Below are 15,617 nucleotides of genomic sequence, written 5' to 3' on the forward strand. Positions count from 1 at the left end.
TGGGATCCCTCCGGCCGGTTCCGCTCCGTAGGCTACCGGTCACTGAACGATCGATCAGTGACCGGTAGCCGGAGGTGATCCGTGCCCGACGAGGACCTCACCGTGGAGGAGACCCTCGCCCGACTGCTCCGCCTGCTGGCGACGGAGGCACCCGACGAGGCCTTCCACCGGCTGGCGGAGCTCGTCGAGGCCCGCGCACCCGGGCCCGGGCGCGAGACCCTGCTGCACGCGCTGCGCCGGGGCGCGATCGTGCGGACCCGGCTCCAGCGGCGCAAGCGCCGCGAGAAGGAGACCCAGGCCCTCCTCGAGACCGCGCGCGGGCTGGCCGCGCTGCGGGACCCCGACGAGGCGCTGGACGCGATCGTCGCCCGGTCGCGCCAGCTGCTGGGCACGGACGCGACCTACCTCGCCCTGGTCGACCCGGTCCGCGAGGACGTCTACATGCGGGTCACGCTCGGCACCGTGACCAGGGCGATCGAGTCCGTGCGACAACCGGTGGGCAGCGGGGTCGGCGGCCTGATCGTGGCGACCGGCGAACCCTTCGCGACCCGCGACTACCTCACCGATCCGCGCATCACGCGCGATCCGGCGGTCGCCGACGCGGTGGTCCAGGACGGCATCGTCAGCATGGCCGGGGTGCCGATGCGGCTCGGCGGGTCCGTGATCGGCGCGCTGTTCGTGGCCAACCGGCACGAGCGCACCTTCGAACGCGAGGAGATCTCACTGCTCTCGGCGCTCGCCGACCACGCGTCCATCGTCATCGAGAACACGAGGCTCTTCGGCGACGCCGAGGCCACGGCCCGCCGCCTGCGCGAGGCGAACGCCGAGCTCGCTCGACACGGCGAGGCACTCGAGCGCGCGAGCGCCGCCCACGAGCGGCTCATCCCGATGGCCCTGCGCGGGGCCGACCTCGCGGACCTCGTCGAGACCGTGGCCGAGATGCTCGACGCGGGTGTGGCCGCCGTGGACCCGGACGGGACCGTCGTCGCGGCGGCGGCCCGGCCCGCCGACCCCGCCGCCGAGCCCCCCGGTGCGCCGGACGACGTCCCCCCGGACGCGACCGGAGCGGTCCGCCTCGGTCCCACGGCCTGGGCCGCACCGATCCGGGCCGGCGGCGAGCGGTTCGGTCATCTGGTCCTCGACGCCGCCGGCCCCGTACCGGGCACGGACGTCCGCATCCTGGAGCGGGCCGCGCAGACCGCCGCCCTGCTCCGGCTCATGGAGCGGCAGGTGTCAGTGACCGAGCAGCGGCTGCGCGGCGAGCTCGTCGAGGAGCTGCTGGCCGAGCGCGAACCGGACTGGGCCGCCTTCGAGCGCCGGGCCCGCCGGGCGGGGTCGTGCGGCCTGGACCTGCGGCGCCCCCACGCGGTCGCCGTGGTGACGGCCGACGACGCCGGCCGCCGTTCGCTGCTGCGGGCGGCGACCGGGCAGGCCGGCCGCACCGGCGGCCTCGCGCTGGAGCACGGGGCGCACGTCGTGGTGCTGCTGCCCGGGGTCGATCCGGCCGTCGCGGCCCGTCAGCTTCCCGAGCAGCTGAGCCGGGCGACCGCCGGCCGGGTGACCGCGGGCGTCGCCGGCCCCGCCACCACGGCGCGCGAGCTGCGGGCCGCGCACCGGGAGGCGGACCGCTGCCACCGCCTGCTTCTCGCCCTGGGCCGGGAGGGCGAGGGCGCCACCACGGACGAGCTCGGCGCGCTGGGGCTGATCCTCGACGGTACCTCCCGGGCGCAGGTCCGCGCCCTGCTCGCGCAGACGGTCACGCCGCTTCAGCGCTACGACTCCGAGCACGGCACGGACCTGCTGCGCACGCTGGACGGCTACTTCGCCGCGGGCCAGAACCCCCGCGCCGCCGCGAAGTCCCTGCAGCTGCACCCCAACACCGTCTACCAGCGGATGGACCGGATCGACCGGGTGCTGGGCCACCGGCGCTGGCGCGAACCGGAGGGCTCGCTGAGCGTGCAGGTCGCGCTGCAGCTGTACCGGATCCTCGACCACATCCCCCTGGACGACCTCGTCCCCGGCTGATCCGGCCGAGCCGCCCGTCGAGCTGCCCGGTCGAGCGACGGACGCCGCACGGACCGTTGCCCCGGGCGATCACACCCGCCTACACTCACTGAACGATCGTTCGTCAAGCACCGGAGGGCCGTGGATGTCCCCCCTGAAGTCCCCCGAACGACCTGCCCCGGCGACGAGCGTCGCCGACACCCTCACCCACGTCGTGGAACTCCTCGCCGACGACGCGCCGGCCGAGATCGTCACCGCCGTGGTGTCGGGGCTGCGGGCGGGGCCCGCCGCGGTGCGCGCGGCGGCCGACGCGCTGGCCGTGCGGGACCTGCTCGACCTGCGTCGGCGCCGGGAGCGGGAGGGCGCCGCCCTCTACGCGACGGCGCGCGACCTGACCTCGCTGCGCAGCAGCGACGAGGTGCTCCGGGCGATCGTGGAGCGGGCGCGGCGGTTGCTGGGGTCGGACTCCGCGTACATCGCCCTGGTCGACGACTCCACCGGCGACGCCTACATGCGGGTCACCGTCGGCACGCGGACGGACGGCATCCGCGCCGTGCGGCAGCGGCCCGGCTACGGCGTCGGCGGCTTCGTGATCCAGACCGCGCAGGCGCTCGCGACCTCCGACTACCTCGTCGACGAGCGCATCCGGCACGACCCGCTGGTGGCCGCCGCGGTCGGGGCCGACGGCATCGTCAGCATCGCGGGCGTGCCGATGAAGACCGGCGCCACGGTGATCGGCGCGCTCTTCGCCGCGAACCGCGTCCGCCGCGACTTCGACCAGGCCGAGCTCGCGCTGCTGTCCTCGCTCGCCGCCCACGCGTCCGTCGTGATCGAGAACGCCCGCCTCTACGAGCGCACCCAGTCCGTCACCACGGAACTCAGGGAGGCGGGCGCCCGGCTCGCGGCCCAGCGTCACGCGCTCGAGCGGGCCGCCTTCGCCCACGAGCAGCTCATGCCCCTCGCCCTCGAGCGCACGGACGTGTCCGAGCTCGTCCGGGCCGTCCGCCGCATCCTCGGCGGCACCGCACTCCTGCTGGCCGCGGACGGCACGGTGCTCGCCGAGTGCGGCGAGGACACCGGCGTCGACCGGTCGGACGGCCACGAGGTCGAGATCCGGGTGGGCGAGGAGTCGCTGGGGCGCCTGCGGCTAGTCCGGGCCGCTCCCCTGTCCGCCGCGGACGAGCGCACCCTCGAACGGGCGGCGCAGACGGCGGCCCTGCTGCTCGTGATGAGCAGGCAGAGCGCGCTCGTCGCCCGGGAGGTGCGGGCCGAGCTCCTGGCGGACCTTCTTGCGGACCGCGCGCCGAACTGGGCGGTGCTGCAGCGGCGGGCCGTGCGCTCGGGCATCGCGGACTTCGAGCGGCCGCACACGGTCGTGGTGGCCAGCAGTGCGGCGAGCAGGCAGGGCCGCGGACCGGCGCCGGACCAGCCGCTCGTCTGCGCCGCCGTCGACCTCGCGGAGCGCCACGGCGGGCTGGCCGGTGCGCACGGCGGCACCGTCGTCCTGGTGGTGCCCGGGCTCGACCCGGACGAGGCCGCCCGGCTCGCCGTCGACGAGCTGTCCACCGCGGCCGGGCAGCCGGTCACGGCGGGCGCCGCCGGCCCCGGCGCGACCGCCCGGGTCGTGCGCGGCCTGCACCGCTCGGCGGCCCGGTGCCACCGGCTGCTGCTCGCCCTCGGCCGGGAGGGGCACGGCACCTCGCTGTCCGAGCTGGGCATGCTCGGCACCGTGCTCGAGCACGCGGACCCCGACCAGATCCGGCGGCTCCTCGGGCGCACCCTGGGGCCGCTGACGGCCTACGACCGCGCGAACGGGTCGACGCTGCTGGCGACCGTCGAGGCCTACTTCTCGGCAGGTCAGAGCCCGCCCGCCACCGCCCGGGCGCTCGGGATCCACGTCAACACCGTCTACCAGCGGCTGGAGCGGATCACGGCCGTGCTCGGCGGGCCACGGTGGCGGGAACCGGCCGGGGCCGTGGAGATGCAGCTGTCCCTCGCGCTCAACCGGCAGTTGGCGGAGCCGCTCACCTGAGCGACTCTGCTCGAGCGGACGGGCCGCACCGCCTCGACATCGCGCTGCCCCCACGCAGCACGAGCCGGGTCCTCCCGGTGGTGCACCACCTCACGCGGTGAGCCGAGTGACGTCGGACGACGGGGGTACGCCCCGGGGATGCAACCCGCTGAGTGCACCGCGCACCTGCTCACCCCGGACGGGGTCCGCGAGCTCCGCTTCGAAACCGTCCCCGCCGAGGACGGCACCGTCCAGCTGGCCAACACCGAGCCGTTCTCGATGACCGAGGGCGATGTTCTGCACTTCGGCGAGGTCGCGCTGACTCTCCGCGACTACCTCAACTTCCGCACCCTGGGCACCTTCACCGACGAGTAGACGCCGCACTCGGGCCCGAGGCAGCCCTGCCGCGTCGGACACGCGACGTCGCGATCAGGGCGCTCGGGGTCCCGCCGGCGGGTTGGTGCGAAGCCGGAGTCAGCCCGCCGCGGTCGCCGCCCCGCCCTCCACGCGATTCGGAAAGGCATCCTCGCGCGCTGCGAGGTCGGGGCGGACGAGCCGGCCTGTAAGCCGGATCCTGTTCCCGGGCGCCTCGCGGCGCTCCGTTCGGCGACCATCCATCTAGGCCTGCCGTCACCGGCAGGCTCGAGCGGCCTACCCGCAGGCTCGGACGGGCCGCCCTCGAACACCTGCGCAGCCTCCCCGAGGGGAGGCCTCTTGGCCTTGCTCCGGGTGGGGTTTACCGAGCCACCCCGGTCACCCGGGGTGCTGGTGGTCTCTTACACCACCGTTTCACCCTTACCGCACGCCCGGGGGCGCACGGCGGTCTGTTCTCTGTGGCACTGTCCCGCGGGTCGCCCCGGGTTGCCGTTGACAACCACCCTGCCCTGTGGAGTCCGGACTTTCCTCGGCGGCGTGATGCCGACGCGGTCGCCCGGCCAGCTCGTCCGCAGGACCGATGCTAGCGCGGGGACCGGCGGGGGCGGAGCGCGGGTGTGACCCGGTCAGGAGGTCGGCGGCGTGGTCGTCGTCGTGGTCGGGCTGACGGCCGCGGGCGTGGTCGGCAGGGTGGTCGGTGTCGGCCGAGGCGTGGGCTTCGGCGTCGGACGTGCGGTCGAGGTGCGGGTGGGCGCGGTCGTGGCCGGTGCGCCCTCGGTCGCGGTGGTGCCCGTGGGCCGGGCCGGGCGGGTCTTCGTCGGCGACGGCGTCAGGGGCGCCGTCGTCACCGTCGTGGGCGGGGTCGTCGGGGGGGTCGTCGGCGGGGTCGTCGGCGGGGTCGTCGGCGGGGTCGTCGGGGGTGAGCTCGCCGGGGTGGTCGGGACGGTGCTCGGCGGCAGCACCGGCGCGGTGGGCGTCGGACCCGTCTGACCTGCGGAAGGAGGACCGGTCGGGCCCTGCCCGGCGGGCGGCGCGACCGGGAGCGCCTCGTGCCACGCCGGCGCGCCCTCGGCCGCGGGCGCGTGCTGCTCGCCGGCACCGGGCGCGGACACCGCGCGGCGACCGGCCGGTGCCGCCCCGCGGGGCTGCGACGCCGCCTCGGCGAGCACCCGTCCCTCGTGCCCGGCGTCCTGCGCCTCGTCCCCCGCCTCGTCCCCGTCGCCGGCCTCCTCCGTGTCCGGCGCCGCGCCCCGGGCCGGCGGAGCGGCGACCGGCTGCGGAGCCGCCGCGGTCGCGGCCACCGTGCTCCCCGTGGACGAGGTCGACGGGAGCGTCGTGTCCGTCGACGTCGTCGAGGGAACGCCCGGCGCGGGCGCGGCCAGCGGCGGGCGGGCCGTCGTCGCCGCCGGGCCGGTCAGGAAGGTGCGCAGCGTGTGCTCGCCCGCCGACGTCCCGACCCACGCCGCCAGCAGCGCCCCGAGCCCGACGACGGCGACCACCCCGGCCACCGCCGCCCGCACCGCGCGCGTCGCGGCCCCGGGTCGCTGCAGCAGGATCCAGATCGGTACGACGCACCAGGCGAGGATGAGCACCGTCGCCAGCACCACGCCCCATCGTTGCGACATCGCGACCTCCCCCCGCGCGGGACCGATGATCCCGCGGACCCCCATGGTGCGCCCGACCCCCGACCGTTGCGCAATGCAGTAGTCGCACCTCCGGCATCCGGACGTTACGGACGACGGCCGAGCGGCACGCCGAGCGCCCGTCTACTGTTCCGGCCGTGGTGGGCGCGTCGCCGGGTCAGCTGGTCTTCCTCCTCGCCGCGGGGCTGGTGGCCGGTGCGGTCAACGCGGTCGCGGGCGGCGGCTCCCTGCTCGTCTTCCCCGCACTGCTGGCCGTGGGCCTGAACCCGCTGGCCGCGAACGTCACAAACTCCATCGCCCAGTGGCCGGGCTATGTCGGGATCGTCGTCGGCAACCGGCGGGAGCTGCGCGAACAGCGCCGCCGCATCGTCCTGACCTGCCTCGTGGCCGCCCTCGGCTCGGTCGTGGGCTGCATCCTGCTGCTGGTCCTGCCCGGCTCGGTGTTCGACGCCGTCGTCCCCGCCCTGGTCATCCTGGCCAGCGTCCTCATGGCGCTCGGCCCCTACCTGAAGCGGTGGATCGGCACCCCGGACCCCGAGGCGCCCGACCGGACCGCCTGGTTGCTCCCGGCGGTGTTCCTCGCCGGTGCGTACGGCGGCTACTTCGGCGGGGCGCTCGGCGTCCTCCTGATCTCGGTGCTGTCGCTGCTGGCCAACGACACCCTCGTCCGGCTCAACGCCCTCAAGGGTCTGCTCTCGCTCGTCGCCGCGACGGTCACCGTGGTGATCTTCGGGCTCCGCGCCCCCGTGGACTGGACGGCGGTCGCGGTCCTCGCGCCCACCACCCTGGTCGGCGGCTACCTCGGCGCCCGGATCGCGCGGCGGATGCCGGAGAACGTCCTGCGCTGGTGCGTGGTGGCGCTCGGGCTCGCCGTCGGTGTGTACCTCCTCGTCACCTGATGGGGCTCGCCCTCGCGGTCGCGCTCCTCGCGATCGTGCTGGCCGTCGCCGTCCTGCGGCCCCGGGGCCTCCCGGAGGCGGTGGCGGCCGTCCCGGCGGCGGTCCTCGTCGTGGCGTTCGGGCTCCTGCCGTGGGACGCGGCGTGGGCGGAGATCGGCGAGCTCGGCCCGACCGTCGGCTTCCTGGCCGCGATCCTGCTGCTCGGCAGGCTGGCGGACGCCGAGGGCGTGTTCACCTGGCTCGGCGGGCGGCTCGCCGGGGCCGCCCGGGGCCGGGCGCCGCGGCTGTTCGGGCTGGTCTTCGCCGCGGCGACGGCGGTCACCGTGGTGCTGAGCCTCGACGCGACCGTCGTGCTGCTGACCCCCGTGGTCCTGGCGACGACGGCCCGGCTGCGGCTGCCGGAGCGACCGCACGCCTACGCCTGCCTCCACCTCGCCAACGCCGGGTCGCTGCTGCTGCCGGTGTCGAACCTGACGAACCTGCTGGTGTTCGAGGCGTCGGGGCTGTCGTTCCTCGGCTTCGCGGGGCTGATGCTGCTGCCGTGGCTGGTCACCCTCGCCGTGGAGTACGGGGTGCTCCGCCGGTTCTTCGGCATCGACCTCGCCGCGGCCGTCCCGGTGCCGATGTCGGGCGAGGGCGATCGGACGCCCCGGTTCGCCCTGGTCGTCCTGGCCCTCACGCTGGCGGGGTTCGCCGCGTCGTCGCCGCTCGGGGTGGAGCCGGTGTGGGTCGCGGCGGCGGGCGCCGTGGTGCTCGCGGTCCGGGCGCTCGTGCGCCGCGAGATCCGCGTCGCCGGCCTGGTCGCCGGCACGTCGCCGCTGTTCTGCCTGTTCGTGCTGGCGCTCGGCGTGGTGGTCGCCGCGGTGGCCGGGCACGGGCTGGCGGGCCGGCTCGCCGGGGTCCTGCCCGACGCGCCGACCTTCCCCGGGCTCCTCGGGGTCGCGGCGGTGGCGGCCCTGCTGGCCAACGTCGTCAACAACCTGCCGGCCACGCTCGTGCTGATCGCCGCGCTCGGCCCGGCGCCCCACCCAGCACTGGTCCTCGCGCTGCTGCTCGGGGTGAACATCGGCCCCAACCTCACGTACGTGGGCTCCCTCGCCACGTTGCTGTGGCGCCGCGTCCTGCCCGTGACGCCGCGCCTGCGCACGTTCACGGCGGTCGGCCTGCTGACCGTGCCCGTCGCCCTGACCGCGGCGACGGCCGCCCTGTGGGCGGTGTGGAGCCTGGTCGGTTAGCTCGGGTCGCCGGGCACGTGCGAGGTGTCGTTGACCAGCCGGACCGACGCACCGCCGTCCGCGAAGAAGTCCGCGATGCAGAGCGACGCGAGGTCCAGGTGCAGCCGGTAGAGGATCGAGCGGCCGCTGGCCAGGGCCTCCTGCAGGATCAGCTTGATCGGCGTGACGTGGCTGACCACGACGACCGTCTGCCCGGGGTGGTCGGCCACGATCTTGGCCCGCTCGGCGGCGACCCGGGCCCCGGCCTCGTCGAAGCTCTCCCCGCCGGGCGGGGCCACGTCCGTGTTGCCCAGCCAGCGGGCGAAGATCGCGGGATCGCGTTCGCGGGCCTCGACGAAGGTCAGGCCCTCCCACTCGCCGAAGTCCGTCTCGATCAGCCCGTCCCGCACCTGCACCGGCAGCCCGGTGGCGGCGGCGACGGCCTCGGCGGTCTGCCGGGCGCGCCGCAGCGGCGAGGTGAGGATCGCGTCCACCCCGCCGAGCGCGCCGATCCGCGCGGCCGCGCCCGCCGCCTGCGCCTCGCCCCGCTCGGTCAGCGCGGGGTCGCCCAGCCCGGAGTAGCGCTTCTCCACCGACAGCGGCGTCTGGCCGTGCCGGAGCAGCAGTATCCGGGTGGGTGCGCCCTTCTGCCCGGTCCAGGCGGCCGAACCCGACGGCGTGCCGGAGGAGGCGCTCACAGCCCGGACTCCCCCGTCCGCACCAGGATCGCGCCGCACTCCTCGCAGTGAACGACGTCGTCGGCCGCGGCCGCCCTGACCCGGCCGAGGAAGGTGCGGTCGAGCTCGAGGCGGCAGGCGCCGCAGCGCCGCTCGCGCAGCAGGCCGGCGCCGGCCCGACCCTGCTCGCGGCGCTTCTCGTAGACGCCGAGCAGGTCGGCAGGCAGGTCGGGGAGGATCGCCTCCCGGTCCCGGCGGCGACCGGCCTCGCCGGCCTCGATGTCCGCGAGCGCGGTGTCCCGGCGGGCGGTGACGGCCTGCAGGTGCTCCTCGGCCTCGGCCAGCACCCGTCGGGCGTGGTCGAGGTTGCCGCCCAGCGCCTCGCGCTGCTCCATGACCTCCAGCTGCTCGTCCTCGAGGACGGCCTGCCGGCGGGCGAGGGTCTCCAGCTCGTGCTGCAGGTCGGCCGCCTGCCGGGCGCTCACACCCGAGCCCGCGAGCACCGCCCTGTCCTTCTCCGTGCGCGCCCGCACGCCCTCGACGTCCCGCTCCAGCCGTCGGATGTCGCGGTCCAGGTCGCCCGCCGCGGTCTCGGCCTCGACCACGGCGTCCTTGCTCGCCCGCACCCGCGTCTCGGCCTCGGTCAGCTCCGCGTGCTCGGGCAGCGCCCGGCGCCGGTGCGCGAGCCGGGTGAGCTCGGCGTCGACCTCGGCCAGGTCCAGCAGCCGCCGCTGCGCGGCGGGATCGGCCTTCACGCCCCTCGTCCTCCTTGTCGGGTCCTCACGCGCCGAGGGTCCAGGGATCGGTCCGGAGCCGGGACACGCGGGTCTCGACGCTACCCCCCAGCGCCTTCTCGACGACGGCCGCCGCCTGCGCGCACCAGGGCCACTCGGACGCCCAGTGCGCGACGTCGACCAGCGCGGGCGTCGGACTCCCGGGCAGCGACCCCGCCAGCAGGTGCTCGGACGCGGGATGGTGGCGCAGGTCCGCCGTGACGTAGGCGTCCACCCCGGCCGCGACCGCCGCGGACAGCGCCGAGTCGCCCGCGCCGCCGCACACCGCGACCCGGCGGACCGGCCGGTCCGGGTCGCCCGCCGCGCGTACGCCCCACGCGGTGCGCGGCAGGGCCGCCGCCACCCGCTCGGTGAAGGCGGACAACGGTTCCGCCTCCGGCAGCTCGCCCACCCGGCCGAGCCCGCGCCCCGAGGGCAGCGCGGCCAGCTCGAACACGTCGAAGGCGGGCTCCTCGTAGGGGTGGGCCGCGCGCAGCGCCTCGACCACCGCGCGGCGGCGGTGCCGCGGCAGGACCATCTCCAGCCGGGTCTCCGCGACCCGCTCCAGCTTCCCGACCTCGCCGATCGCCGGGTGCGCGCCGGTGTGCGGCAGGAACTGGCCGGTCCCGGCGGTGGCGAACGAGCAGTGGCTGTAGTCGCCGATCTCGCCCGCGCCGGCCGCCGACAGCGCCTCGTGCACGCTCCGCAGCGCCGGCCCCGTCGGCACGAACGCGACGATCTTGTCCAGCGGGTCCGTCGGCTGCGGCTGCAGCGGGGCCACCACCCGCAGGCCCAGCGCCTCGGCCAGCGCGTCGGACACGCCGGGGTCGGCGGAGTCGGCGTTGGTGTGCGCGGTGAACAGCCCCACCCCACCGCGGATCAGCCGGTGCAGCAGCGCGCCCTTGGGCGTGTCGGCCCCGACACCGTGCACCCCGCGAAGCAGCAGCGGATGGTGCGTGACCAGCAGCTGCGCGTCGGTCTCCAGCGCCTCGTCGACCGTCTCGGCCACGGCGTCGACGGCGACCAGCACGCGGCGCACCGGGTCGGCCGGGTCGCCGCAGACCAGGCCGACGGCGTCCCAGTCCTGCGCGAGGCCGGGCGGGTAGGCGGCCTCGAGGGCGGCGGTGACGTCGGCCAGCGTCGGCGGGGGGTGCGCGCTCACGCCGCTACACCTACCAGGGCGGCGGCCAGTGCCTCGACCAGGAGCGCCGCACGGCCGGGCTCCCGCACCGCGACCCGGAGATGGTCGGGCCCCAGGCCGGGGAAGGTGTCGCACCGGCGCACCGCGATCCCGTCGTCCCGCAGCCGCTCCCGCACCTCCGCGCCGCGGCCGGCGGGCAGCCGCAGCAGCAGGTAGGGCGCCACGCCGGGCAGCACCGCGACGCCGGGGACCCGGGCCAGGGCCGCCGCCTGCACGCGGCGGTGCTCCGCCAGCTCCCCGGCAGCCCGCGCCGCCTCGGCGACCGCAGCGGGCTCGGAGCAGGCGATCACCGCCTCCAGGCCGAGGGTGCCGACGGGCCAGTGCGGCCGCGGGGCCGCCAGCCGGGCGAGCAGCGCGGGATCACCGAGCGCGTACCCCGCCCGTAGCCCCGCGAGTGCCCAGGTCTTGGTCAACGAGCGCATGACCAGCAGCCCGGGCAGGCGCTCCCCCGCCAACGACTCCGGCTCCCCGGGCACGGCGTCGGCGAACGCCTCGTCGACGACCAGGACCCGGCCGGGCCGGGCCAGGGCCCGCAGGTCGGCGGCCGGGTGCAGCACGCCCGTCGGGTTCGTCGGGTTCCCGACGACGACCAGGTCGGCCTCCTCCGGCACGGCCGCCGGGTCGAGGCGGTGCCCGTCCGCCTCCGCGGTGAACACGTGCCCGACCGGGAGGCCCGCGCCGCGCAGGGCGGCCTCGGGCTCGGTGAACCCGGGGTGCACGACGACGGGCCGGCTCGGCCGCAGGGCCGGGAGCAGCGCGAACCCCTCCGCGCTGCCCGCGAGCACCAGCACCTCGTCGGGCTCCCGGCCGTGCCGGCGGGCGACGGCCTCCCGGGCGCGCAGGTCGTGACCGGCCGAGGGGTAGCGGGCCAGGTCGTCGAGTGTGGCCGCGAGGCGGGCGCGCAGCCAGGCCGGCGGGGCGTCCCCCTGCACGTTGACGGCGAAGTCGACGAGCCCTGCCGCGGCCTCGGCGTCCCCGTGGTGGCGCAGGGGATCACGCAGGGTGTCCGGGTCCGGACGCGCGGCGACGACACGCGATCCGGACACAGTGGCCTTGATCTCCTCCGGCGGCTCCGGAACACCCTCCATACCGGGGCACCCTACGGTGGCCTGGTGCATGTCAGTTTCGTCTGTACCGGCAACATCTGCCGCTCCCCGATGGCGGAGAAGGTGTTCCGCGCCGCGCTCGACGACGCCGGGCTGGCGGCCGGTGTCGAGGTGACCAGCGCGGGGACGGGCGGCTGGCACGTCGGCGAGCCGATGGACCCGCGGGCGGCCGAGGTCCTCGTGCGGCACGGCTACGACACCGCCCACACCGCCCGCCAGATCGACTCGCACACGCTCTCCGCGGACGTCATCGTCGCCCTCGACCACGGGCACCGCCGCGCGCTGCGCGACTCCGTCCCCGAGCCGGACCGCGTGGTCATGCTGCGCTCCTTCGACCCCGACGCCTCGGACGACGCCGAGGTCCCGGACCCGTACTACGGCGGCCCGGACGGCTTCGACGAGGTGCTGCGGATGATCCGGGCGGCGGTGCCGGGCCTGCTGGAGCGGGTCCGTAAGGAGCTCTGAGGCGCCCGTGGGCGCGCTGGCCGCGGTCGGGCTGGACCCGGGCGTCCTCGGTCCGGGGAGCGGGGTCCGGCGGGTGACCCTGCCGGACGGGCGGGCCGCCGTCGTCAAGCGGGGGCCGTCCGTGGCGGCCGAGGCGGCCGGCCTGCGGTGGCTGGCCGTGCCCGGCGGGCCGCCCGTGCCCGAGGTGTACGCCGCCGACGCGGAGTGGCTGGTCACCCGGGAGATCCCGGCCGGGGGTGCGTCGGCGGCCGCCGCCGAGGAGTTCGGCCGGCGGCTGGCCGCGCTGCACGACGCCGGGGCGCCCGCCTTCGGCGCTCCCCCGCCCGGCGGCCCGGCGGACGCCTGGATCGGCGACACCGGGATGCGCAACGTGCCGGTCGAGTCGTGGCCGGAGTGGTACGCCGAGCACCGGGTCCTGGCCTACGCGCGGCGCGCCGGCCTGCCGGACACCGCGGTGTTCGACGAGGTGTGCGGGCGGCTGCCGGAGCTGGCCGGGCCGCCCGAGCCGCCGTCGCGGCTGCACGGCGACCTGTGGTCGGGCAACGTCCTGTGGTCCACGGACGGCGCGTGGCTGATCGACCCCGCGGCGCACGGCGGGCACCGCGAGACCGACCTCGCGATGCTGGCGCTGTTCGGCCTCCCGCACCTCGGGCGGGTGCTGGCGGCCTACGCCGAGGTGGCGCCGCTCGCCGAGGGCTGGCGGGCGCGGGTGCCGCTGCACCAGCTGTTCCCGCTGCTGGTGCACACCGTGCTGTTCGGCGGCGGGTACGGGAGCCGGGCGATGGCGGCCGCGCACGCCGCCCTCCGCGCCTGACCTACCGCCAGTCGTCGATCACGAACGCGTCCTCGCGGTCGTAGCCGGCCTCGTTGGGCGCGTGCATGGTGACGCCCGGGACGTCCGTGGCGAAGCCCCGCGCGACCAGGAGCCGGTAGGCGCGGTGACGGGCGGTGTTGACGCCCACCACGAGCCGCTCCGCCCCGATCAGCGAGGCGTGGGCCAGACAGGCGTCGACGAGCGCGGCGAAGTCCGCCCGCGCACCGGGGCGGACCAGCCCGACCTTCACGTACGCCACGCCCGACCCCGCCTCGGACCCCGGCCCGTCGTGCACCACGGCCAGCCCGGCCGGCGCGGCGGCCGGGCCGACCAGCACCACGTCGCCGATCTTCTGCTCGAGCACGCCCGCGATCTCGCCGCCGACGTCGAGGCCGGGGTACACCGCGTCGGCGAGCCGGGCGGCGCCCGCGGTCAGGACCTCCCGGTCGACCGCCGACCCGCAGATCCATTCCGCCGCCGGCGGCGCGGGGACCGGGCGGGACATCAGCGCCGTGAGGAACCGCGGCCAGTACCCGAAGCGCTGGTAGAGGCGGTGGTGGCGGGGGCTGTGCGCGAAGGTGAAGAGCCCGCGGTGGGTCACGCCCCACTCCCGCAGCACCCCGTCGGCCGCGGCGAACAGCCGCGACCCGACGCCGCGCTCCCACAGCTCCGGCTCCACCGACAGCGGCCCGACGAAGCCGACGCTGCCCCACCGCGTCGCGAACACGGACCCCTGCAGGCCGGTGTCGGCGAACGCGCCGAGCGCCGCGACGTGCCCGGCGGCCCAGCGGGTGCGCACCAGCTCGGCGTCCCGCTGGTCGTCGCCCCCGACGAGCGCGGCGAAGGCCCGCCGCTGGATCCGGTCCGCGGCGTCGAGATCCTGCTCGCCCAGCGGCCGAATCTCGGGCTCCCCCGGGTGGGGCGTGCGTGGACCCATGCGCGAACGATGCACGCGTACCTGCCCCGCGGGAAGGGGTGCGGTGCCCCGTTCAGCCGGACGTGCGCTCCGCCTCGGCGGCCGGTGCCTCCTTGAGCTCGGCGAGCGAATCGTCGATCGCTGCGGCCAGGGTGTCGACGTCCGGGAGGGCGTCACGGTCCGCGTTGAGTCCGTAGCAGACGGTGCCGTCGTAGGAGGTCACGCCGATGGCGACGGCCTGCCCGTGGGCCAGCGGGACGACCGGGTACATGTCCCGCATCCGGGCGCCCATCGCGTAGAGGGGGCGCGGCGGCCCGGGCACGTGCGTGACGACGACGTTGAACAACCGCGAGGACAGCCGGGAGGACAGCCGCGCGCCCATCTGGTGCACGGTCGGGCTGGTCAGCCCGGCGAGCCCGACGACGGCGGTGGTGCCCGCCGAGCGGCCGAACCGCTTGCGCGCCTCCATCTGCGCGGCGATCGTCCGCAGCCGCTCGACCGGGTCCTCGATCCCGACCGGCAGCTCCACGAACACCGCGGAGATCTGGTTGCCGGACACGGCGGCCCCCCGGCGGCCGCGCACGCTCACCGGCACCATCGCCCGCACCACCGAGTCGGGGAAGATCGGTTCGCCGCGGCTGATCAGCCAGCGCCGCAACGCCCCCGCCACCACGGCGAGGATCACGTCGTTGACCGAGCCGCCGCCCGCGCCGTGCCGCCGGCGGATCACCCGGTGCTCGAACAGCGAGGTCCGGGCCATCCCGAAGCGGCGCTGCTCGCCGATGGGCGCGTTCAGGGCACCGACCGGGCGGCCGTGCCGGGCCGTCCGCACGGCGTCGGCCAGGCCGCCCAGTGAGCGCCGGACCGAGGACACCGCCTGCTGCACGTCCGCAGCCGACCGGGCGACGGCGTCGAGCGCGCTGCGCGGGCGCAGCATGTTCTCCACGACCGCCGAGGCGGCCAGCTCGAGGCCGCTCGGCTCGCGGGCGGGCCGCCAGTCGTCCGCGTCGACCGCGCGCGGCGTCGGCGTGGTGTCGAGCAGCACGGCGCCGATGTCCATCGAGGCCAGCCCGTCGACCATGGCGTGGTGGGTCTTGGTGACGACCGCCAGCCGGTGCCCCTCGAACCCCTCGACCAGGTAGATCTCCCACAGCGGGCGGGACCGGTCGAGCTGGCGGGACAGCAGCCGCCCCACGAGCTCGCGCAGCGCCACGTCCGAGCCCGGCGCGGGCAGCGCCGAGCGCCGGACGTGGTAGCTCAGGTCGAAGTCCGGGTCGTCGACCCAGACCGGCAGCCCGAGCCGCCCCGGCACCTCGCGCACCTTCTGCCGGTACCGCGGCACCAGGGCGAGCCGCTCGCCGATCAGCCGGACGAAGGCGTCGACGTCGAAGGCGCCGTCCGCCCCGGTCTCGAAGGTCATCACCCCGCCGACGGTCATCGCCGTCGTGCGTTCCTCCATGAACAGGAACGAGGCGTCCAGGGGCGACAGGCGCTCGGGCACGGGAGGAACCCTAGTGCG

14 protein-coding genes and 1 other RNA gene are annotated in these 15,617 nt (G+C 76.5%); 7 read left to right on the forward strand and 8 right to left on the reverse strand.

What is annotated here, in order from left to right; translation table 11 throughout:
* Positions 1 to 81 precede the first annotated feature (81 nt).
* The 3 genes from ABD990_RS24235 to ABD990_RS24245 all read left to right on the forward strand — a co-directional run bounded on the left by ABD990_RS24235 (position 82) and on the right by ABD990_RS24245 (position 4,390).
* On the forward strand, positions 82 to 2,025 hold the full coding sequence (locus tag ABD990_RS24235) for a helix-turn-helix domain-containing protein (protein ID WP_345383037.1): 1,944 nt from the start codon (positions 82 to 84) through the stop codon (positions 2,023 to 2,025).
* 124 nt (positions 2,026 to 2,149) lie between these two features.
* Positions 2,150 to 4,036 carry a helix-turn-helix domain-containing protein gene (locus ABD990_RS24240; RefSeq protein WP_345383038.1) on the forward strand — a complete coding sequence of 629 codons (1,887 nt, stop codon included), beginning with the start codon at positions 2,150 to 2,152 and terminating at the stop codon, positions 4,034 to 4,036.
* Between the two features lie 138 nt (positions 4,037 to 4,174).
* A complete protein-coding gene (locus ABD990_RS24245; RefSeq protein ID WP_345383039.1) occupies positions 4,175 to 4,390 on the forward strand; it encodes a hypothetical protein in 216 nt (71 codons plus the stop codon).
* A gap of 172 nt (positions 4,391 to 4,562) precedes the next feature.
* Here ABD990_RS24245 and rnpB read toward each other — a convergent pair.
* Together rnpB and ABD990_RS24255 are read right to left on the reverse strand one after the other, a co-directional pair.
* An RNA gene (rnpB, locus tag ABD990_RS24250) (RNase P RNA component class A) lies at positions 4,563 to 4,958 on the reverse strand.
* Positions 4,959 to 5,016: 58 nt separating this feature from the next.
* Positions 5,017 to 6,015 carry a hypothetical protein gene (locus ABD990_RS24255; RefSeq protein ID WP_345383040.1) on the reverse strand — a complete coding sequence of 333 codons (999 nt, stop codon included), beginning with the start codon at positions 6,013 to 6,015 and terminating at the stop codon, positions 5,017 to 5,019.
* A 155-nt stretch (positions 6,016 to 6,170) separates the two neighbouring features.
* Here ABD990_RS24255 and ABD990_RS24260 point away from each other — a divergent pair, with 155 nt between their 5' ends.
* Positions 6,171 to 6,932: a sulfite exporter TauE/SafE family protein gene (locus ABD990_RS24260; protein WP_345383041.1), complete on the forward strand. Its 762-nt coding sequence runs from the start codon at positions 6,171 to 6,173 to the stop codon at positions 6,930 to 6,932.
* Positions 6,932 to 8,167 (forward strand): ArsB/NhaD family transporter, encoded by a 1,236-nt coding sequence (locus ABD990_RS24265; protein ID WP_345383042.1) that lies wholly within the window; start codon positions 6,932 to 6,934, stop codon positions 8,165 to 8,167. The genes ABD990_RS24260 and ABD990_RS24265 overlap by 1 nt, the downstream gene beginning before the upstream one ends.
* Here the strand turns inward: ABD990_RS24265 and ABD990_RS24270 are convergent.
* The 4 genes from ABD990_RS24270 to cobC are packed head-to-tail and all read right to left on the reverse strand — an operon-like array spanning position 8,164 to position 11,885.
* Entirely contained in the window at positions 8,164 to 8,844 is a 681-nt protein-coding gene (locus ABD990_RS24270) for a histidine phosphatase family protein (protein ID WP_345383043.1), read from the reverse strand. The two genes, ABD990_RS24265 and ABD990_RS24270, sit on opposite strands and share 4 nt — an antisense overlap.
* Positions 8,841 to 9,578 carry a zinc ribbon domain-containing protein gene (locus ABD990_RS24275; RefSeq protein WP_345383044.1) on the reverse strand — a complete coding sequence of 246 codons (738 nt, stop codon included), beginning with the start codon at positions 9,576 to 9,578 and terminating at the stop codon, positions 8,841 to 8,843. Before ABD990_RS24275 ends, ABD990_RS24270 begins: the two co-directional genes overlap by 4 nt.
* 25 nt (positions 9,579 to 9,603) lie before the next feature.
* Positions 9,604 to 10,758, reverse strand: a complete 1,155-nt coding sequence (locus ABD990_RS24280; protein ID WP_345383045.1) for a Nif3-like dinuclear metal center hexameric protein — start codon at positions 10,756 to 10,758, stop codon at positions 9,604 to 9,606.
* Positions 10,755 to 11,885: an Rv2231c family histidinol phosphate aminotransferase CobC gene (cobC, locus tag ABD990_RS24285; protein WP_345383046.1), complete on the reverse strand. Its 1,131-nt coding sequence runs from the start codon at positions 11,883 to 11,885 to the stop codon at positions 10,755 to 10,757. The genes ABD990_RS24280 and cobC overlap by 4 nt, the downstream gene beginning before the upstream one ends.
* Before the next feature lie 21 nt (positions 11,886 to 11,906).
* Between cobC and ABD990_RS24290 the strand changes: the two genes are divergently transcribed.
* Together ABD990_RS24290 and ABD990_RS24295 are read left to right on the forward strand one after the other, a co-directional pair.
* Entirely contained in the window at positions 11,907 to 12,368 is a 462-nt protein-coding gene (locus ABD990_RS24290) for a low molecular weight protein-tyrosine-phosphatase (protein ID WP_345383073.1), read from the forward strand.
* Between the two features lie 16 nt (positions 12,369 to 12,384).
* Positions 12,385 to 13,182, forward strand: coding sequence for a fructosamine kinase family protein (locus ABD990_RS24295; RefSeq protein WP_425569653.1), 798 nt, complete (start codon positions 12,385 to 12,387; stop codon positions 13,180 to 13,182).
* A 1-nt stretch (position 13,183) separates the two neighbouring features.
* Here the strand turns inward: ABD990_RS24295 and ABD990_RS24300 are convergent, their stop codons facing one another.
* Positions 13,184 to 14,119 carry a GNAT family N-acetyltransferase gene (locus tag ABD990_RS24300; protein ID WP_345383047.1) on the reverse strand — a complete coding sequence of 312 codons (936 nt, stop codon included), beginning with the start codon at positions 14,117 to 14,119 and terminating at the stop codon, positions 13,184 to 13,186.
* A 52-nt stretch (positions 14,120 to 14,171) separates the two neighbouring features.
* The gene (locus ABD990_RS24305) at positions 14,172 to 15,599 is read right to left on the reverse strand and encodes a WS/DGAT/MGAT family O-acyltransferase (protein ID WP_345383048.1); all 1,428 of its coding nucleotides are present in this window, start codon (positions 15,597 to 15,599) and stop codon (positions 14,172 to 14,174) included.
* Between the last annotated feature and the right edge of the window lie 18 nt (positions 15,600 to 15,617).

Source organism: Pseudonocardia yuanmonensis, from assembly GCF_039542425.1.
Classification (GTDB): domain Bacteria; phylum Actinomycetota; class Actinomycetes; order Mycobacteriales; family Pseudonocardiaceae; genus Pseudonocardia; species Pseudonocardia yuanmonensis.

Excerpts from the sequence above, each read along its gene's own strand:
- ABD990_RS24240 (WP_345383038.1), top strand. The coding sequence starts at position 2,150 with ATGTCCCCCCTGAAGTCCCCCGAACGACCTGCCCCGGCGACGAGCGTC.
- cobC (WP_345383046.1), bottom strand. The coding sequence starts at position 11,885 with ATGGAGGGTGTTCCGGAGCCGCCGGAGGAGATCAAGGCCACTGTGTCC.
- ABD990_RS24245 (WP_345383039.1), top strand. The coding sequence starts at position 4,175 with ATGCAACCCGCTGAGTGCACCGCGCACCTGCTCACCCCGGACGGGGTC.
- ABD990_RS24265 (WP_345383042.1), top strand. The coding sequence starts at position 6,932 with ATGGGGCTCGCCCTCGCGGTCGCGCTCCTCGCGATCGTGCTGGCCGTC.
- ABD990_RS24255 (WP_345383040.1), bottom strand. The coding sequence starts at position 6,015 with ATGTCGCAACGATGGGGCGTGGTGCTGGCGACGGTGCTCATCCTCGCC.
- ABD990_RS24300 (WP_345383047.1), bottom strand. The coding sequence starts at position 14,119 with ATGGGTCCACGCACGCCCCACCCGGGGGAGCCCGAGATTCGGCCGCTG.